Origin of the sequence: Streptococcus sp. SN-1, from assembly GCF_041154385.1 — a bacterium.
Taxonomy (GTDB): domain Bacteria; phylum Bacillota; class Bacilli; order Lactobacillales; family Streptococcaceae; genus Streptococcus; species Streptococcus mitis_CT.
The window spans coordinates 1,048,639-1,070,185 of sequence record NZ_AP028929.1; the positions used below are offsets into that span (position 1 = coordinate 1,048,639).

The following is a 21,547-nucleotide window of genomic DNA, read 5'->3' on the forward strand; positions in this document are numbered from 1 at the left end:
AGGAGAAAATGAAGTAAATATCCCCACAATAAAACGCATAGCATCAAAGTTTTCCAATACCTGATACTATGCGTTTTTCTGATTCCAAAGACTTTTTTCCCAGCTTCTTCTAGATTTTATTCTTCGCCCCACTATAGTCGACAAAGAGCCGAAAAACATAGAGTCTGAAAAAATATTTTTGGTTCAAACTATATGTTTATATTCAAATCTTATCTCTTTGTTTTTACTTAAACAGTTGGTTAAAGAAACCGTCTGTGTTTTTAAGAAGGGCTTTGAATACTTTGGATTTCAAATTCTCAGTATTTGAGTAGTTTCCAGCTTTCTTGAGGTCTTCTGTGACAGCTTTGTCGAATAAGGCTTTCAATTCGTTATAATTGTGAATGGTTTGTCCATCAATTGTAATCTCTGTGAATCCTTTTTCAGCTCTGGCTTTCACATCATGATACCAATGTTTCTTCCAATCTTCAAGGTTTAAGAATTGGTTGTTTGAAACTTTTTTGATAATGAAATCATCACCCAATCTACCCTGGTTTTGTTTATCCGCTTCACCTTGGTATTTACTAGATACATATCCGATAAATCCATTTTCATAGCCAAAGTAACCCCACATACGGAAAGCATTATGTTTGAAGGATAGAGAACCGGGGGCACCTGGACTCGTATTACCACCGTAAATACCCGCCATCATATTAACATTGACATAGGCTGTACCAAAGTCCTCTGGGTGGAAGACTTTATTGCCTGGATTTCCGTGAATGGTCATGAAATTATTATTTACCAAGTCATCGATGGTTTCCAGCTTGGTTGCTTTCTCAGCATCTGTCAAGTCACGCACTTTGTCCCATTGGTGAGGAGCACCTAGTTTATTTCTATCCATAGGTCGACGTGTTTCGCGGTCAATTTTCTTGAACCACTTACTATTGTCACCTTTAACCTTAGGAAGCACAGCTTCAGCTTCTGCATAATCAAGCATCATCATAGCTTCATTGTAGTTCTTCATGTAGTGGTCGATTTGGTCGCGTGTTTGAAGTTTGTCAGGGTCTGGATTATACCACTGGTTTCCATCATTTGGTCGATGGTAGGCCATGTTAATACCTAATGCACCATACTCACCATTTGTTGTTGACTTATCAGGAGTTTGTAACATACCTTGAGCAAAGGCTTCCAAATCCGTACCTTGACGATGGTTATGTCCTCCAAAGTAAGCTACACGGTCATTAATGTGTGTGGTTTCATGTGTGAAGGCAGAAATACCAAACTGGTCAAGCATATTGGTTACCATGAAGTATACTTGCTCATCTTTCCACGGTTTTTCGTAGATTTTTGCCATCGCTCCCATAGCTCCATTAACTTGATGCCAACGGTCAGTCGGGCCGAATAGTTCACGAATAGGAGATACCACGGCTCCACCTTTTCCATAACCTTGACGATTTGCATCTTTAATTCCTGCATAAGATTGATTATCCCAAACAGGTGTTGGCACCATATATTCGCTCTTCAAAAGTTTGTTACGAACACTTGGGAGAGCTAAACGAGACCAGAAATCTAAGTAAGTTTGTTGCGCTTTAGCGACTTCATCAATACGTTTCTTCAATTCCTTACGTTCTTCTTCAGTGTTCTTACCATATTTCTCAAATGAGCTATAAGCCATCGTGTTATAGGTTGAAATCATAAAGATATGGGCTTTCTTCAAGTTGAGCAATGGTAAAATCATACGACCGTGAACGTCATTGTTTAAACCGTCAAATACACGATGTCGCTTATCTTTAAAGGCTTCTGTGCTTGTTTCAGGTTCTACTACATAAACGTTTTTCGCAGAATGAATAAACCAGTCATTCAAATCTTTATCTTCTGTAAACAAACGCATGTTATAGTCTAAGAAGCTACGTAAATCACCTTTACCAGTTGCACCAGCAATCACTTCTTTGTAGGCATCTTGTGTACGATCACCTTTCAAGAAATGCTCCCTTGAACCAATTTGAATCAAACGGTCGATGACACTTGGTGTTTTACCATAGAAATCAGGTTTGAACATCATCATATCCTTGATACTCAAATCACCATATTTGATATCATAGTAACGATTGAGATAAGTCAGTCCCATTATAATCTTAGCTTTATTATCTTCTACTTTCTTGAGTAGCGATTTCATCGCGGCATCATCACCGTTCAATTGATGGTCTTCATTTTCGATCAAGGATTTGACTAACTTATCTAGATTTTGCTTCACTTCGGCAAAACTTTCTTCTAAGTATAGATTACGAATATATCCATCTTTACGAGCATCTGTATTTTCTTCTGCCTTCTTACGTATATCCATTAACGCGCGTACTTCAGCTGAAATTAGGTCAACACTTGAAAGTCTTTCTTTCACATCTGCAATCAGTTTGTCTCGATTTTTAACAACCATATTTGGTGTATAGACAATGTTTTGACCTGCTACATCATACTCTTTTACTTGAGCTACTTTAGAATCAGCTTTAGCGGTAACTACCATTTCTTCTTTAGTGCCATCCGCATAGTGAACCATAATCTTATCAATATCTGATAAGTCCGTCACAAACTGACCATTCTTCATACCTGTTACAGATAACACCTCTTTAGTCATTAGGTTTGAACTTGTAGCCAATCTGTTACCTTGGTTTACAATCCATTCTTTATTGTAGAAGGGTTGTAGTTTCTCAATGTTGTGGTATGCCTGCTCACGCGTTGCGTCATAATCTTGAGTTGTTTTATACTCATTATCACGAGTTGTTAGGTTGTTAAGTCTATTCACAAGAGGATCTGTGATTTCATACTTATCAGCAGTGATATTGAAGGTTGCGATACGTTTATCAGCTTCAGCTTGATCTACACCCTGAATTTGTTTTGAACGTTCATATGAAACATTGCCTGACGCAACATCTTTCACATATACATTGTTCTTGAAGTAATGGAATCCAAAGTCTGGGTCGCCCGAATCCACTGAACCGGAACCGTACATGATTTCACCATTGTTTACTTTCATCATGCTGATGTTGTTTTCAACCCATCCCCAATTGTAGTTATCGTGAATGAGTCCACCGCTTTGGTTATTTGTTTTGAGAGTCATGGATCCTTTAACAACGGATTTAGTCAAGTGACCTTTTTGTTTTACATCCATAGGGTTTACACCGTGGTCGATTTTCGCAATCAGTCCACCGAATTTGGCGTTGTTTGCCTTAATATTTGCATCTACATAAGAGCTATCAACATTACTTCGCCAACTTTCGCTGACAAGTCCACCAGACCACGAACCTTTGTTACCCACACTTTCGATTTTACCAATGAAAGCAACATTGCGCATGATGGATTCGTCAAGTTTGTTCACCATACCCGTCACGTCATTGTTACCAACAACTTGGCCAGTCACTTTGATATTTTCTATTGTTGAATTCTTAAAGTTTTCACCGAGTGGTGCTGTTCGGTCAGCCCAAGGCATGTTTATGTTTACATTACCCAGATTAATGTCATGGATGTGAGCATTTTCAGCTCTTGCAAATAATGGCCGTGCTAGATTATGGATAGTGAAGTGATTACTTCCATCACTCAATAATTTTCCTTTGAACACATTCGTCACATATGATTTGTTCGGGGTTGGGGTGTTAGTTGCATTTAAGTCAGCCCCAAGTTTAAACTCACCATCAGGTTTTTTCTGCATATCTTCAATGAGTTCTTTGAAGTTGTAATATACATTTCCAACCTTTGGTCGTGGTTTTTCCATGTAATAAACGTACTCATTTCGTATCTTACTTGGGTCAGTATGCTGAATAAGGTCAACAGCTCTTGCGGTTACTTTGTAGAGAACTTGGCCAGCCTGATTAATCTCTTCGATTTTATCAACTGCTAAACGAGTCACTTTGTTATCCCGAGAAGTCACTTTGAGATAGTATTTTTCAGTCTCTGTTGGTGTCTCAGTCAGGAAGTCGTTCAATGTTTCTGTTCCATCTTCTTCAACTTTTACAAGATTTGTTGAGGCAATGTTTTTCAACTCAATTTTTTTCAAATCCAAGCGAAGTGGCTTCTCTTCTAATGTTGCAGTCTCTTCTCCCTTACCACGGTCATAGGTCATAGTGGTTTCTATCTTATAGTCCTTGTAGAATTTTAAATCTTCTACCTGCTTATTTAATTGCTCTGAAGTTAAATCTACTGTTTTGACAATTTCATTTCCATCTTTAATTGTCGCAGTAATTTTATTGATCTTGACTCCATCTGCATTAACTAAATGATAAGAAAGATTTGCGGAGCGGTCTAATACATTTGTATCTGTTCGTTCCAAAGTCAAAACAGGAGCCATTTTTTCTTTTGGTTTTTCTTTTGTACCTTTTACAAGAATTTCAGGCTTCATTTCTTTCAACACAGTTACGGTTTCAACTGGGTCACTGATTTTTTTGCCATGTAACTCTTCATAGCTAGTAACAATTTGACGTTCGCCATCTTCACCAACTTGTTTAACAGAATCATCGCCTATAAATTTGGTAGAATCAGATTCTTCTATAGTCGTTTTAGGAATAGTCTCTGTCCGAATGTCAGTGTGTAAAGAAGGTAGCTCCTCTATTTCTGGTGCAACTTCTGAAACTGTAGATAGTGGTTCAGTATACTCTGGAATGTCGATAACAGGTGGCTCAATCAAGTTTCCCTTTTCATCTACTCCTGTGGTGCCTACAGGTTCCGTGTATGCTGGTTTTTCATGAACTTCTGGTTCAACAAGATTACCGTCAATTGGAGCTGTATATTCTTGTTTCTCATGAACTTCAGGTTCCCCTTTATCAGTCACCACAGCTTCTGGTAAGGCTGGCTGAACTTCTGGTTTCCCTTTATCAGTCACAACAGCTTCTGGTAATGCTGGTTGAACTTCAGGTTCCCCTTTATCAGTCACCACAGCTTCTGGTAAGGCTGGCTGAACTTCTGGTTTCCCTTTATCAGTCACAACAGCTTCTGGTAATGCTGGTTGAACCTCTGGTTCTCCTTTGTCAGTTACAACAGCTTCTGGTAATGTTGATTGAACTTCAGGTTCCCCTTTGTCAGTTACAACAGCTTCTGGTAACGCTGGCTGAACTTCAGGTTTCCCTTTATCAGTCACAACAGCTTCTGGTAATGTTGGTTGAACTTCAGGTTCTCCTTTATCAGTTACAACCGCTTCAGGTAATGCTGGTTGAACTTCAGGTTCTCCTTTATCAGTTACAACCGCTTCAGGTAATGCTGGTTGAACTTCAGGTTCTCCTTTTTCGGTCACAACCGCTTCAGGTAATGCTGGTTGAACCTTAGATTCGCCTTTCTCAGTCACAACTTTGGGTTGCTCAACTGGCGAAACAGTTGATGCCGGAGAAACCGACGAAACAGTTCTATCATCAAGCTCCAGGTAACCAACATATCTGTAACCAGAAATTTGCAACACACCATCACGACCAGAATCATGGATGTTAGCATTCAAATTAAGTGCTGAAGCAGTTGATAGTGTAACTAAACCTGTCGCCCCTACAATCAAAAATGTAGCTATTTTTTTATTTCTCTTATCTTTTGTAATAACTACAACAAGACTAGCGATGGTCAATAAACCAAATACAGTCATAATAGATTGAGAACTTCCTGTGTTTGGTAGTGCGTCTTTCTCATAAACCAAAGCATATGACTCTTTTGATTCATCAGGAGTACCTGATTTCAGGTGAGCACGTTCATTTTGCGTCAAATTAGCATAATCCAAGTAGTGATATGTGGCTGCACCCACAACTGAGGGTGCAAATAAAAGACTCCCAAGAAATACTGAACCAACAATACCTTTTATTTTCCGAATGGAAAATTTATCTTTTTTTAATAATGACAATTCTAATCCTCTACATTTGCTTTTTATTTCCTAATAGTAAATACTATTTTTTATTCTCAAAAATTGAACTTCTAAAATCATCGGTTTGGTCAAGATAAGCTTTAAAAATCGCTCTCTTCAACTTATGAACCGCACTGTCAGTCTCTGGATTATAGTTATCCCAATGAGTTCCTTCTGCATCCTGACGGACAGCTTCATTCATTAGTTTCTGCAACTCATCTATACTACTTGTGGTTTTTGTTGCAAAGCTTGTCCACGATTTAGTTGTGTCCTTAAAGGTAACTTTGTTCAATTTGTTGAACTTGTCTTTACGCTCTGTATACATAGCCTTTTTAAAATCACTCCAAGTGTGGTATTGCCCATTAAATAATTTATGAAGTACCAATTTATCTGTCACTAACCCTTTTGTTTTACCATATGAGCTAATCGTTTTATTATTTTCCCTAGCATCGGGTTCAAATTGATTTGAAATATATGGTACCATACCATCTTTAAAGCCTTTAGCAGCTAATAGTTCATATGCCATACGACGTCCCATTAGATCACCTGGCGTTCCGTCATCATTACTTAATGCTGCATAAATCGGCGCAAATAGTTTTATAGTAAAATAGCCATTTCTTTCGTATGTTTTTGACGCATATTCCCTAGACGAAATAATATTATTATCAATCAAATCATTGAATGAACGTAGTTTTTTAGCTTCTTCTACTGTTAGATCTCTGACAACATTTGTTGCATATACGTTATTTCCATCTGGATCCTTGACGAATACATTCTCAATTTTTCTCAGTGCAGTCATTTTCTCTGCATTAGATAAATGTTGAATGATTGATTGTCCTTCAAGATATTCCAACATATAGACAACATCAAACATATTGTGGACATATTGCTTCAAATCATCTGCACTATTAAATCTCGTAGTTGGATCGAGTATTTGTAATCGTTCTCCTTCTTTGCTATCCGATTTTAAATGTTTCAAGATCGAGTTGATGGTGATGGTTGCGTCATTTGGATGGTCTGGTGCTTGCAATAAGCCTTTTGCGAAGAACTCTGGTCCCAAGCCACTTCTTCGACCATAGCCACCAAGATAAATTTCTCTATCTGAGTTATGCGTCATTTCATGCGTATATGTTACCGCACCAGATTTATCAAGCATACGATAAGCCATATAGTAGAATGCGTCCCCTGTTGCATATGCACCATTAGCATTGTGAACTACATTATTACCTGCTGGACCAAAGAAATGTTTTATTGCTGGATGATTAGTTTCAAAGTTAGCTTCTTGTAACTTATTATCTTCATCATTTCCAAATCTAAATGCATCATAGACTGGGATACTTCTAAATAATTTTTCTTTATTTTCATTATCTAGAATTTTATACCAATAATCATAATGGTCTCTAAATCGTTTAGCCGCTGCTTGTGCATTCTCTTCAACAAATTTATTTAATTTTTCTCCCTTAGGATATTCTTTACTTCTATATCTATCATATGCACCAAATCCAATAGTAGAGATATTCGCTATCATAAACACAGATTTTTCAGGTAGTGTTAATAACGGCAACACCATACTTTGATATTTCCATGATGGGCTAGTTAATCTATCATATACACCAATAGAATATGGACTACCTGCTATTGATTGTTTATCACTTACCTCTTTAATCGTAGATTTTTCTTCTACTATATAAGCTTTTGTTTGTTTTTTAAACCACTCGTTGTTAGAAGTTTTTGGTAAAAATACTTTTCTATATCCTTCTAATGCTTTAAATAAACTTTCAGTTCCATAATTTTTCGCTAATAATACATTATAAGTAATTACATTATTTTTCGCTAATAAATTGTTAAAGCCAGACTTACCTAGTTCAATAACATTATCTAAGGCTGAACTATTTGATTTACCGAAGAAATCCAAGTGATACATAACTAAATCTTTAGCACTTGCATTATCATATTTAAAATTATACCAACGTTCTAGATAAGTTAAACCTAGAAGTAACGCTTCTTTATTATTCTTAATTTTTTCTATTACATAATTATCAATTATTGAATTACTATTTTCAGCTATTGCCGCGTCAGCAGAAAGAAGTTTTGATAAACTATCTTCAATGTTTGCTTTTGTTTTGTCGAATTGTTCATCTAGATATAACTCTGTTAAACTAATACCTTTAGAAATATCTAATACTTTTCTAATTGCATCTGATTTATATTCTACTTTATTTAATTCTGGTAATACTTCATCTAAAATATTTTTATAATTTCGAAGTAATGTATTTGGTGTGTAAATTAATTTTGTACCATTCAAACTATACTCTGCTACATTTGAAAAATCACTTTGATATTGTATATTTATCGTTTCTGATGTATTGTCCGTGTAATATAGTAATAGTTTATTTATACTTGATTTATTTCCGTTAACATCACTAATTATTTCTTTATCTTTCATAGGAACTACTGATAATAATTCTTTTTTGTAAAGATTACTACTAGTCTCTACTAAATTCCCGTACTTAACTATTGTTTCTCTATTATAGAATGGTAATAATTTTTCAATATTTTTATAAACTTGTTCTTTTGATGAATCGGCATTTTCAAGATTTCTATAGTCAGTTACATATCTAGAAGAGAAATTGAAGTCTTCTACTTTAGTACTTTGTTTAGAAACTAACTCAACTTTTTTAGCATTCACTTTGTCAGATTCTAATATCGTACCTCTTTGTACATCTGAATCTTTAGTTACAAGTTCATCGTCCACTTGAACTACATTTACTACTTTATTATTTTTATTACTATATGTCTTAAATGCTTTAATACCATTAAAATCATAACCAACTATAGCGTTCCCATTAGTAACATTAACATCACTTAGCACATCAGATAGTCGACCTGAATTTTCAACTTCTCCTGAATTATCCCAAAGATTACCAACGACTCCACCAACTTTACCAAAATGTTTCACATTATTAACATTACCTTCAACATAGCTATTACTGATTGTCGCTCTATCATCAACAACTCCCGCTATACCACCAACAATTTGGTCTCCTTGATTAGCATTTGTCGCCATATCAATAGACGAAACTGATCTATCAATTGAAGCTCTAGCTCCTGAAAGTTTACCAACTAAACCACCTATTTGATAAGTAGCCGTTGTGTCATAAGTATTAGTTATTCTACCAGTATAACTACTATTCAAGATTTTAGAATCTGTAACTTGTGAAACTAAACCACCAATGCCACGTTCACCAGCAATTACACCAGATGAGTGAACATTAGTAATGTTAGTACCATTTTTCGCTTCTTTCGCTATTGTAGCAGCATCTTCTTTAGAAGAAACATTTGCTTCTTTTATTGAAAGATCTCGAATATTAGCATGATTTAAAACGTTAAATAACGGTTTTTTCAGGTTATATACAGCATAGTTCTTATCATTGTTTGAACCTATTAATGTACCACTAAATTCGTGATTAATATAACTTTCTTGACCTTCCAAAAGTTCTACTTCACGAGCATCCATAGTCGCCCCTAGACGAAATGTACCATGTGGGTTACTATTCATATCATCTACAAGATTTTTAAATGATGTATAAACACCATTTTCACTACTTACCGTCTTAGGTAGGTAGTATGTATAATTATCTAATACTCTATCATTTTCATGTTGTATCAGATTATTTACGCGAGCCACTATTTTATAGACTTCTCTATTATCTTTATTATCATTAGTAATACTTTCAACTGGAAGCATTACATCCTTAAAATTCTCTGACTTAACTTTCATAAAGTAATTTGAAGAGATGTTTGGCACACTTGAAAGTGAAGTTACATGACGATACTTATCTCCTTCTTTCGAATATAGTTCAACAGAAGAAATATTTCTAAGTTCTAATTTTTTAACAATTTCTTTCTCTTCTTTAGTGTCATCTTTTTTCTCATCTTTATGACGTTCAAGAGCATCATATTTAGGTGTAATTTCTTTACCGTTTATAATACTTCTAATCCAAGCTAATTGTGTTGGAGATAAAATCAATCCTCCTGAACGATTTTCAGCTCCATTTTGGTGTATGCCAATGACTTCTCCTTTAGAGTTAAAGATTCCTCCACCACTCATACCAGCTTTTCCACCTTGGTATTGGACACCATAAGTATTATTAGCGTATTTTTGTTCCATTTCTACAGTAGTATCTTTTAAGTGAGTATACTGCCCAGCAGGATATCCATGAACATTTAGTTTGTCATTAACATTTACTTTCGAGTAATTTTCTACTAAGTTGGCATACTGTCTTCTAGTAGATTCAGGTAATTTAATAACTGCTAAATCGTAGATAAAGCCTTTTGGATAATCTTTTTGATTATAGAAGTGAATATCATCTGAAGTGAATGAACCTTTTTGTCCATCAGGTGACTGCCATTCATATGTGTTTTTAGCTTTATCTCCCCTAAACTCACCAGTAGTGTTATCTGAAGAATTATTAATAAAATTATGCGCTACTGTCAACAATACATTAGGAGCTATAAAAGTAGCTGAACCCGTTCCTGATAATGCTTTGTTATCTTTAACAAAATTCATTCGAAGAAGTGCACTAGCATTTTTTTCTACATTATTGTTTTCTGTTGTATTGTTTAACTCTACTGCAGGTTTAGGCTTCTCTGTTTTCGGTGATTCAATTTTCCCTGTGTATTCTTTCGGTGGTTCCACTTTTTCTGGTTCGACTATCGCTCCAGCTTGAACCCCTGTATACTCTTTCGGTGGTTCTACTTTTTCTGGCTCGACTATTGCTCCGGCTTGTACGCCTGTATATTCTTTTGGTGCTTCTACTTTTTCTGGTTCGACTATCGCCCCAGCTTGTACTCCTGTATATTCTTTCGGTGCTTCTACTTTCTCTGGCTCGACTATCGCTCCAGTTTGCACACCTGTGTACTCTTTGGGTGGTTCTACTTGTTCCGGTTCAACTATTGCTCCAGCTTGTACTCCTGTGTATTCAGGTAGTGGTGCTACTTGCTCCGGTTCGACTACTGCCCCAGCTTGCACACCTGTGTACTCTTTGGGTGACTCTACTTTTTCTGGTTCAACCACAGCTCCGGCTTGCACGCCTGTATATTCTGGCAGTGGTTCTACTTGTTCCGGTTCAACTATTGCTCCAGCTTGTACTCCTGTGTATTCAGGTAGTGGTGCTACTTGCTCCGGTTCGACTACTGCCCCAGCTTGCACACCTGTGTACTCTTTGGGTGACTCTACTTTTTCTGGTTCAACCACAGCTCCGGCTTGCACGCCTGTATATTCTGGCAGTGGTTCTACTTGTTCCGGTTCAACTATTGCTCCAGCTTGTACTCCAGCATATTCCGGTTCAACTTTTTCTGGTTCAACAATAGCTCCGGCTTGTACACCTGTATATTCTGGTTTTTCATGAACTTCAGGTTCTCCTTTATCACTTACTACAGCCTCTGGTAACTCAGGTTGGACTGCGGGTTTAACAATAGATCCAGCTTGTAGGTCCTTATGTTCTGTGACAGTCTCAGGTTGTTCCTTTATAACTTGAGCTTTTTTAGTACCTTTTTCTACTATTCTTGAAACAGGCGCAGCCGTTGAAGTTGAAACAATTTCTCGCGAAACTTCTTCCTTGTTTACAGAGAATATTCTGACGATTTCAACTTTCTTACCTAATTTACCTTCTTGTTTTACTCTTATAGTTCCTTCAGCTAAATCAGGATTCTCCTGAACTTCTTCTTGAAAATCTATTTTTGTCTCTATAGTTTCGTCACGATATAAGAGTTCAGGTTTATTCAACTGACCTGATAGAACTTCATCCTGTGGATTTAATGTATTTACCCCAGTCTTTTCTTTTTGAGAAACCTTCTCGTCTTTCTTCGTTTCTAGATTCTTATGTTCGGCTAATTGTGCTTGAGAATCTGAAGATTGTTTCTCTTCTTTTCTTGGATTCGTTAATTCTGTAGAAAGAGGTTTTTCAACTACTTGAACTTCTGTCGGCTTAGTTGAAGAAACAGGTGTTTGTTCCTGAATAGCTTGTACTGTTGATGGATTCTCTACAAAATTAGGTGTAACACTATAATCAACCTTTTGTTGTTTTGTAGGAGTGGCTACTGATTTATCTTGATTATTTACTTTAGACTCAGAAGTTATGTTTCCCTCTTTGATATATCCAATATATGTGTAACCTGAAATGTCTTTAGGAAGAGGTAATTTTTCTCCAGAAGTCAATTCATAGTCAGTATTGTAATTTAGCAAAAGATTATTTTCTAAAGCATGAGCCGATACAAGAACACCGTTTCCTATTCCTGCAACCAATACTAAATGTAATACCGTTTTATTCTTAACTTTTTTCTTGGAAACAGCAAAAACTAAAATCCCCAGAGCTGCTAAGCTAGCACCAGCAACTAGGGCTTGCATCTCATTCTTGCTTCCAGTATTTGGCAATTCCCCCAGTTGATTTTGGGAATTTAATTTATAAACAAGATAATAAGTCTCATCATCATTATCCACGTATGTCGGAATATCATAGACAAGCTTATTCTGCTCATCTGATGATAGCTCTGAATCTGTTACATATTTATAGTGAACACCTTTAGTCTCTTGAGCATTCACAGATGAACTACCTAATACAGACATAAAAAATAAACTTGAAATCGTTGCAGATACAAGTCCTACTGATAATTTTCTAAATGAAAAACGCTGCTGTTTTTCACCAAAATACTTTTCCATTATTCCTCCTTGAAATAAAATTTATATTTATCTTGCGAAAGCCTTTTATATATTAGTGTATTATCTATAAAAAAGGCGTTACACTTTGATTATACTCTTAATTTACCAAAAAGTCTTAAAATTGCGTTGCGTTTTCATACTTTGTTTTATATATAAAATAAATATAGAAAAACTATACTGTAATTCATTAGAAGATTTATTTATAAATTGGAAGATTTAATAATTATTTTAAAAATACTTAGGAAGAAAAAAATGTAGAAAATAAAAAAGCTAGGCAAAAACTAATCTCAGAAGAAAATGGAGTAAATCTTCCTACCAGAAAACGCATAATATCAAGTTTTTCAACACCTGATACTATGCGTTTTTCTGATTTTAAAGACTTTTTTCAATCCTAAATAGACTATATTATAAAATTCGTGATCTAACAATCATTTCTATTAGTTAAATCTTTTAACCTTTCTTCTCCAGATTTAAGCATCTCTTTCTCCACTTGATTCCATTCTCCAAATAGTAACTCTTGAAGAACATCTGCTGCTGAAGTTGTATTTTCTTTTGAATCATATACACAACTTCTATCTCGTTGATAAATTTGAATTCTTTCAAAGATAGCTAGTTCTTCCAACTGCCGTGTATTATCAACTAGATGATTTACAATGAAATCATGATATTCTTTTGAAGTTGCGCGTGCTTGATTTGGATTAATAGCGTACAGTTCTTCGTATCGGATAAGAGTGCTCAGATAGGACAGCTTAGGCTTTGTCGCAATCAAGGCTAATTGTACTTCATATCCCCTACTTTTCAAGAGTTGTGCTGTTTTCTTTGGAACATCAACTGTTCGTAAAGTTCCCTCTATCAAAAGATTGTATCCCAAACTACTCAATTCTGTTACTAAAGACTCTACCATTTTCCCTGCAAAATCTTTGGTGTATTCTACACTGTCTTTGCCGTATTCTTGCTGCAGTTCTAAATAGTGTGGATGTTGAGAGCGAAAACTATCGCCATCTATGATAACAATATTTCCTTGAAATTCTTTCTGTTTAATACGATGAATTGTAGTCTTACCAGCACCACTTTGCCCTCCAAGCAAAATCGCTATAGGTTGCTTACTGGACTTTTTTCCTCTTGTCAGAGAACGAAGATTCCGTGCTAGAGCATGTTTGAATTCCCTATCAGTATAATCTTGGATTTCCATTAGGCTACCATCCGTTTTTCAGATATCTCTAACATACGTTCAATTCCATCCAAATAGCCGCTATATCTCTCTATTTCATCAAAAGTTTCTACTAAATAGATATTCGTATGAATCAAATCAGATAGATCATCACTCATTAAAATCCAAGGATTAGATTCATTATCAATGCTAATTCCCTGACTATCTTGATAACGATAGAGTCGAGATAAAAGATTAGCACCTCTTTCTTTCACAATTTCAATTTTTAAAGTCAATTCATAATCTTCAACAGGATTGAGCATTTTATCTTCTCCTACAATATCGACATAAGATACATTAAACTTCTGACAAATGATGTCAATTAATTCCGTAGAGACTGAACTTGTTCCATTTTCATAACGACTCAGACTATTTCGTGAAATACCTACAATCCGTGCAAATTCGGGTTGTGTTAAATCATGTGTTTTACGTAAGGATTTTATGTTCTTTCCAATCATGGCAAACTCCTTTATTTTTATAATTCAATTATAGCATAAAAAAGTATAACGCACCAATTTTGGTGCATTATTGGCTATTTTTCCTAAATCTCTCTAAATTCTTCTCCAATTGTTCCTTATGAAGTTGATTCTTAGCTTCCGTTAATGTGTCGTCCAAAGTTTCTTCTCTGTAAGTTGATTCTGTTTTTAGTTGTTCTGATTCTTGATCTGGAGTGAAAATGATATCTAGCAATCGGTCTATTTTTTCAAGATCTTGGGCAGACATATCAGATAGTCGATGAATTAGCTTTTTAAATACATCACCATTGTCTTGGCTTTTCTTAAAAAGTGTTGTAAACATCTATAACCTCTCAAAAAAAGCAGCTTATCAGGACTGCTTAGTGTAATTCGGCAATCGCATCATAAATGGACTGCAATTTCTTATTGTCTTTATTCTTTGTGTCAATCAAAGTATGTAGCTCTTCAATTTTCTTTTGACTACTTTGAATATCGCTATTGTTATCCGCAATCAGCCTTTTAAGATGTTGCTGATAACTTGTAGTGATATCTGTCTCTTTTCCTGTTCTAACCTCTGTAACTTTGGGTTTAGAACTAGAATTTGATTCCGTCACAGGTGCTTGTTTTCGCTTTTGAAAAGCTGCTTCATAATTTACATCATTACCTCCTTGATGATTTCCAAATAAGGCCGCAATTTTATCTGGATCTTCTTGATTTTCTGATTTACTCTCTAATGGTTGATTAAAATTCCAATCTTTTGTCATTCACTCATTTTATCCTTTCTAAATTCAGAATCATCGAATTGTCTTTCTCTACCGAAGGCATGATCAAGAGCTTCTTCAAAACTCATGTGACTAATGCTTTGACGCCTTTTGAACGTCGCAAACATCGCTGTCTCTAGTTGCTCTTTGTAAGCAGCTAGTTTTTCTGTCTCTCTTGCTACCTTACTTTCTTGCCTAGTGACCTTTTCTTCTAAGCGTTCAATAATGGTCATATACGATCCTCCTTCATTTTAATATTAGCTAAAACATCTTGATTTTGTTATCACAATTCTAAACATTGAGAGATTTGTCTTACTGGTTGATTCCCCAATGTCTCTTTTGCAGTCTCGATCATCAATTGTAAATCTGATTTCTTTTCTCTAAGGACATCATTCCAGTCTACTTTTTCTTTCCCTGATTCATTATCAGGAAAATCCAGGAAAACAGGAAATCCTGATTGAGATAACTTATCAGAAAAATCTTTTCCAGCATCATCACAATCTACCGCAAGTGTCAATAAATCAGGATGATTATCAAAATAGCTGGTGGTATCACGAATTGTATTAATCAAAGGCAATAACTTTGAAGGTATTAGTGTATCTAAAAATTCCAACTTCTGATTTTCTTCAGCTATTAGTCGTAAAGTTTGATAAGCGACAACAGACCTTTTTAATCCCTCCATAGATACCAAACGAACATCAGAAAGACTTTGTTGATGAAGTTCGTAATAGCTCATCAAGTCGATGAACGATTCACAAAAGACCAGTCTATTTGGTTTACCAATGTCAAAGGATATTCCAACATGTCCATGGCTTCCTTTTAGAATCGTTTTTAACCTCTCTCTTGGAAGAGAATGATTCTTATATATCCCTTGTAAGCTTGCTGCCTGCAGCTTGTGACGATGATCAAAGCTTTTAAAAACGATAACAGGTTCAACTGTTTCATTTGTTTTCCAACTAGCTTGTGCTATCAAACCTTGTTGAATCATCTTTTGTACGATTTCTTCTGCGATTCCTCTACATTCTGTTAAATAATATCTGGCTAGACTACAGTTAGAATCTTCTACTCTCTTTAAAGGATAATAAAATGGTCTCAATCTATTTTCTTGAACAGCTTCTTTTTTTAAAGGTTCTTCAGAAAGAAACGCTAGAGCTTCTTTAAAAGAAATTCCCTTAACAAGTCGAACAAAATCAATGACATCACCTTGAATATCTCTTGAAAACCATTTAAAAGTATTAGTAGTTGAAAAAATCCGAAATGAATCGTGTTCAGGATGCTCATAGACACTGCTCGAAACTTGTTTGAAGGAGATACCTAAACGATTGGCTACATCAAGAATTGAAATTTGCTTACATTCTTCTATTTCCATGCAATATCATCATTTTGTCGTAGTATTTGGCAGTGATGGTATTGATGATGATTCTTCTAAAGTTTTAGGAGTGGCCTTATCTAAATCATCTAACCCAGATTTCCAAACCTGTACTTGATTGACCAATAACTTACCAGGTAGTTTAGAATAGGACAATTTAACAGTTCTTGTTTCTGTCTGATTGGTCTTTGATTGGTTGGCATTCTTTAAATCGGATACATAGGTTACATTATAAGAGACCATGGCAATAGCTTGATTCGTAGTCTGATTGACAAAGATATCAGCTTTTTCAAAATGATAATCTAAAATATAATCCTTATACACTTGGTTCATGGCATCATTTTGACTTGACAATTCTTGAGAATAAGCCGATTCAGTCATATAAGGTTGAATACGTGTATTATTTTCTCCGAGCTTTTCTTTCGTATAGTACTGAGTCAAAAATTCTTTTACAGTATCCGATGACAAAATGCTGGCTTTATCTTCTGCTTGTTTGTCCTCTACAAGTTTAGCTGCAGCCAATTCGATTTCTTTGCGACTTTGTTTAGCAGTAGAATGTTGACCCACAGTATATCCCATCATGAGAATAAAGCTGGTTGCAGCCACTGCTCCAACACTAATTAAGGCTTTAGTTTTGACTTTATTTAACATCTTAGACCTTCTTTCTATAAAAACTAGGTCAAGAATAGCAGATAAATCTTGAAAAAAGTATCACAGAAGTAAAAATGCCACCCGAAGGTGGCCAATATAACTTACAAAATTAGTAATCCGTCTGATAAAGTTTTTTATACAAACCATTTTTCAGATACCATAAACATAATGATTTTCTCCTTAATTACTAATAGATTATCAAATATACCGTTTATTAGAATGAGTAATATGTGAAATTTTTGTAAATAAATTAAAAAAGCTACATCTTCTGCAGCTTTCTAATCTGGTGGAAAATAACCCAACTGCTCAGCGATATGAATCGCCTCCTGCCTGTTAGTCACTCCCAATTTTGAAAAGATATTGGCCAAGTGATTGGAAACTGTACGTTTACTCACATAGACCTTGTCACAGACATCATCAATGGTCAAGCCATTTCTAACCAGTTCTAGTATCTCGATTTCTCGTGGTGTTAGCACCTCTACCATCACTTCATCTGAAAAAACCTTACCACCTATATAAATCTTTTCCAGTTTTTTCACCAACTCATCTGGGTCCATACTTTTGTCCAGAAAGCCATAAGCCCCCATAACTTTAGCTCGGTGTTCATACATTTTTTTACTGTAACCTGTCAAAATCACAACCTTACTAGAACAACCATTGTCGATAATCTCTTGTGCCAAGGTCAGCCCATCATCTTGATACAGACTCGTCAGGTTGATGTCAATCAAAATAATGTCGTAGTCATTAAAAGCAATCTCCGAAATAGTCGAAAAATTATCCACTAACTGGACCTTTTTAATGTTTTCCGATAACTCTAAAATCATCTTAATACTTTGGCTAAATAATTTATGATCATCAATTAACAAAATTTTCATAACACAACTCCTTATCAATCGGGAGAGTAATTTCTACACGAAATCTCTTATTATTTTCAAAAATCTGCATTTGACCACCTAAAACACTAATTTTATTAGACATATTTTTCAAGCCATAACCTAAGGATTTTTCTGTTTGAAGGCAGTCATTTTCAGAAATGATAAAAATAGCGTCATCATGCACATCAATCTTCAAAGAAATCCTTCCACCACTAGCGTACTTAACGGCATTGGTCGCCAACTCCTCAACCAGACGATAGGCAATTTTATCGTAAGGAGATAAAAGCCTAAAGTGGGCAGGAAACTGTGTGACGACTTCATTTTCTGCGTGATAGCGCTTGACAATCCGATTAATCAACCCTTTATACTGGATATCTAACTGCTCGTCTGTTTCTACCATTGGCTGATAATAATCCATCCGCTCACGAATCCGCTGAACCAACTCCTCTGTTACCAGATTGATCTGTTCACCAAAAGCTTGATTGCTACTATATTTATTGAAATTTTTTATTGCCATCACATTTTGCAGGATTTCATTGTGAAGAAATTCGGAGAACTGTTGTTCTGTATCTTCATTTGCCAGCAGATTTTTCACCATACGGTTACGCTTTAAAAAGAGAACTTTTACATAATCCCTAGCATCTAGCATTTCAGCAGAACGAAAAAGGCGAATCAATTCTTCCGAACAAATCCCGAACAATAGTAACATGATATTCAAGACCAAAAAGCTCGTGTTTAAATCTAGACGAAAGATGATGAAAATGCCTACTAACAAAAACATAACCAGTAAAAACAAGCGTGAAAAAGTTTTTATATAGGACAACTTCAACTCTACTACCTTTTTTTGAAGAGAGCTGACAATCGTTTTGAAGTGTAAAAAAGCTAAGATACCAAGAATTTCTAGATACCAGACTAGGTTCATCACTCCTGAGCCCGTCGTATTGATATACAAAAAGAAATAAGAAAGAGGCAATATCAAAGCTAATATCCACAAATTTCGTCTCTGATACTTGAGTTTACTTTTCAACTCTTTATGATATAAAATCAGTAAAATCAAGGGAACAAGGTTTAAAAAGAAAGACGCAAACAAGGACAGAAATAGAAAAATTGAAGGACTTAACAGATATGAACTAATGGTGATTAGTGTCAACACAAAGGACACACTCAACAGTTCTTCTCCTATTTTCTCTCCCAGAAAGATAATAGACAGAGAACTATACACCAATAAAAAAGAGTTGAGCGGATGAAGAATATCAAAAAAGTGCAACAGGGTGCTTGCAACTCCTTGATTAAATATGGATTGCCAGCTAATGAGAAACATCATCAGGAGCAACCAAAGTTTCAACTCACTATACCGAAAGGTCACAATATTACAAATATAGCTAAATACAATTAAAGCAATAATCAGCAATAAAACCATCTGCAAGGAAAAATCTGTCGAAAAGTCCAGAGGGATCCTATGATAAATATAAATCATTAAAGCTAGATGATTAAAAATCGTCAACCACCACAATAAAAGTGAGTTTTTCGAGAGCGATTTGACAAATTGTTTCATATATATCCACTTCCTGAACTACTTTAATATCATTATAACACAATACCAGAATTGCAGGATAGGCAACTCTGGTATTTGACTTAATTTTCAATAATTTGCCAACTTACTCTGTAAGTCACTAGCAGGTAAAGGACAAAGAGTAAAACCGCTACTCCCAGATAGGTGATATCAATAGAAATGCTGGTATTAGCGAAATTCTCAAAATAGCCCAAAAGAGCGGTACTCAAGGCAAATGCTAGCGGACCTGCGATGACCAGCGGAACCAAGAAATAACTTAGAATCTGTTGCAAAAGAATAAAGCGATTTTGCTTCCTCTTATTCCCAAGAAGATATAAGATTTGATAATCATTGACACTATCCAAAGCACTTGTAGAAGTTTGAAGGGACAAGATACTGAGGGAAATAATGATAAAAATAACACTGACAAAAATCATGACAAAGACAATGACGCCCATAAATCCAAGGTAAACCTCAAAAATACTTCCTTTCGTTTGATAGGTGAACGAATTCAACTCTGCTCCATCACGAGTGAAGTAGTATTTTTCAATCCACTGACTTAAGAATGTTTCTACTTCCCGTTTGTCAATGTTTTCTTTGAAATTGGCAACATAGGTCGTGTGGTCTTCCGTCAATCCAACTACTACCTTATCTGGTACAATCAAGGTTCCTGCGTCATTTAGACCTACTGAAGATAAAAAGTAAACTGTTTCAAGTGGCTTCGAAGAGGCAAGGTTGAGAGAATGACCGTTAATCATGAGGGTTTTGGTCGTTGATAGAAAGTCCTGGATCTGCTTGGCAGTTCCTTTATAGTTGGCATTGACCAGAAATTGGTTATCTGCCAAGTCAACCGCTTTTTCCCCTTGCAGTTTGCGGAGATGATTGTAGGCAGAAATTCCTAAAATCGGTACTTTTGATTCAGGAAGTTTCTTATCATGCTCCCAGAGATTGCTGGTATCAATCAAATCTTTATAGATTACATCACTAGAATAGCTAGGATAGCTGTACTCTTCTTTGATGAAATTAAAGTCAAAGCCATCGGCTTTCAATCTGTCTTTGACAGATTCCTGAGAAAATTGAAACTCCTGACCACGATAGAGATTGACAGTTACATCATAAGGTGAGTATTTGTTCAGCTCTCGGTTCATAGTCGTATAGGCACTACCACTAAAAACTAGTAAGCTGAGAGCCAGTGTCAAGGTCAAGGATAAGACAGCCAACGTGACCGAATTACTATCAGCTTGTTTTGAAAATTGACGGATTTTAAAAGTGTTTAGTTTGTTATAGTAGGTTTGAGGCAGTTTTCTAAGGGAGACCAAGATAAAATGGCTTAAGCTATTGTAAAATAAAATCACAAAAATCACGAAGATAGATACCAGCAAGATACCCCAGCTTTTCAAGAATGATAGATGATGATAGTCTGAAAAATAGAGAGCACCAAAACCGATAACAGCTGTCGAAAGAATAAAGAGAAGTGCTTGAAGAACTGGCTTGCCTTTTGCAAAGACAGATTTTTTGACCCCATTTTCTTGAATGAGTGCAATGATATTTTGCTTTCTAAAGGTAAGAATGTCCATGACACCAACAATAAAACTGGTTACCAAATAGGAATAAACTAGTAAGATGACAGACTTGCTATCAAAAAAAAGCAGACTACCAAAGTAATTGGCCATAAAAAACTCAGATGCAACCTTAGATAGAATGACCAGTAAAATCAATCCAAGCAAGAAACCTAGAATCAAGGAAAAGATATTGACCAGCATGGTTTCAAAGAACAGGGTACGAATAATATGCCTCTTCTTCATTCCCAGCGTTGCATAAAGTCCCAGCTCTTTCTTGCGCCGTCCCAGCACAAAATTTGTGGAGTAAACGATGAGAAAGGCAATCGCCGATAGAATCAGATAGGAAAGCAAGCCCATGTACTGGCTCATCACCTTCGTCAGCATTTCCTTTGCCCCTGATAAACTTTGCATCACTGGATGGCTTGGTAAAGCATTAAAAGCATAGAGCAAGCTATAAATCAAGGTTAGACTGAAAAAGTAGATGGTGTAAGTCTGTAAATTTCGAAATACATTTCGTAAAATTAATTTTGGATACATACTCTCTTCCTC

At 35.7% G+C, this 21,547-nt stretch carries 13 protein-coding genes; 1 reads left to right on the forward strand and 12 read right to left on the reverse strand.

All coding sequences use genetic code 11. The features are described from left to right. Positions 1–223: 223 nt before the first annotated feature. The 11 genes from ACAM22_RS04670 to ACAM22_RS04720 all read right to left on the reverse strand — a co-directional run bounded on the left by ACAM22_RS04670 (position 224) and on the right by ACAM22_RS04720 (position 18,593). Positions 224–5,842, reverse strand: coding sequence for a ZmpA/ZmpB/ZmpC family metallo-endopeptidase (locus ACAM22_RS04670; protein WP_369607009.1), 5,619 nt, complete (start codon positions 5,840–5,842; stop codon positions 224–226). 43 nt (positions 5,843–5,885) lie between these two features. Continuing rightward, a complete protein-coding gene (locus ACAM22_RS04675) occupies positions 5,886–12,563 on the reverse strand; it encodes a ZmpA/ZmpB/ZmpC family metallo-endopeptidase (RefSeq protein WP_369607010.1) in 6,678 nt (2,225 codons plus the stop codon). Positions 12,564–12,984: 421 nt separating this feature from the next. After that, positions 12,985–13,755, reverse strand: coding sequence for a type II toxin-antitoxin system toxin PezT (gene pezT, locus ACAM22_RS04680; protein ID WP_153193382.1), 771 nt, complete (start codon positions 13,753–13,755; stop codon positions 12,985–12,987). Beyond that, the gene (gene pezA, locus ACAM22_RS04685; protein ID WP_261031103.1) at positions 13,755–14,231 is read right to left on the reverse strand and encodes a type II toxin-antitoxin system antitoxin PezA; all 477 of its coding nucleotides are present in this window, start codon (positions 14,229–14,231) and stop codon (positions 13,755–13,757) included. Before pezA ends, pezT begins: the two co-directional genes overlap by 1 nt. A 67-nt stretch (positions 14,232–14,298) precedes the next feature. Then, a complete protein-coding gene (locus tag ACAM22_RS04690) occupies positions 14,299–14,571 on the reverse strand; it encodes a hypothetical protein (protein WP_261031101.1) in 273 nt (90 codons plus the stop codon). A gap of 37 nt (positions 14,572–14,608) precedes the next feature. Then, positions 14,609–14,992: a DUF5945 family protein gene (locus tag ACAM22_RS04695; protein ID WP_369606417.1), complete on the reverse strand. Its 384-nt coding sequence runs from the start codon at positions 14,990–14,992 to the stop codon at positions 14,609–14,611. After that, entirely contained in the window at positions 14,989–15,222 is a 234-nt protein-coding gene (locus tag ACAM22_RS04700; RefSeq protein ID WP_033585713.1) for a DUF5965 family protein, read from the reverse strand. Before ACAM22_RS04700 ends, ACAM22_RS04695 begins: the two co-directional genes overlap by 4 nt. Before the next feature lie 50 nt (positions 15,223–15,272). Next, positions 15,273–16,358 (reverse strand): DNA primase, encoded by a 1,086-nt coding sequence (locus tag ACAM22_RS04705; protein ID WP_369606418.1) that lies wholly within the window; start codon positions 16,356–16,358, stop codon positions 15,273–15,275. 9 nt (positions 16,359–16,367) lie between these two features. Beyond that, positions 16,368–17,009 carry a peptidylprolyl isomerase gene (locus ACAM22_RS04710; RefSeq protein ID WP_369606419.1) on the reverse strand — a complete coding sequence of 214 codons (642 nt, stop codon included), beginning with the start codon at positions 17,007–17,009 and terminating at the stop codon, positions 16,368–16,370. Between the two features lie 278 nt (positions 17,010–17,287). Continuing rightward, positions 17,288–17,884, reverse strand: coding sequence for a response regulator transcription factor (locus tag ACAM22_RS04715; protein ID WP_000698197.1), 597 nt, complete (start codon positions 17,882–17,884; stop codon positions 17,288–17,290). Further along, complete coding sequence (locus ACAM22_RS04720) at positions 17,865–18,593, reverse strand: ATP-binding protein (RefSeq protein ID WP_369606420.1); 729 nt, start codon at positions 18,591–18,593, stop codon at positions 17,865–17,867. The genes ACAM22_RS04715 and ACAM22_RS04720 overlap by 20 nt, the downstream gene beginning before the upstream one ends. Positions 18,594–19,127: 534 nt before the next feature. Between ACAM22_RS04720 and ACAM22_RS04725 the strand changes: the two genes are divergently transcribed. Next, a complete protein-coding gene (locus tag ACAM22_RS04725) occupies positions 19,128–19,280 on the forward strand; it encodes a hypothetical protein (protein ID WP_369606421.1) in 153 nt (50 codons plus the stop codon). 239 nt (positions 19,281–19,519) lie between these two features. On the opposite strand, the gene ACAM22_RS04730 is transcribed toward ACAM22_RS04725, so the two are convergent. Beyond that, a complete protein-coding gene (locus ACAM22_RS04730) occupies positions 19,520–21,535 on the reverse strand; it encodes an FtsX-like permease family protein (RefSeq protein ID WP_125450899.1) in 2,016 nt (671 codons plus the stop codon). Between the last annotated feature and the right edge of the window lie 12 nt (positions 21,536–21,547).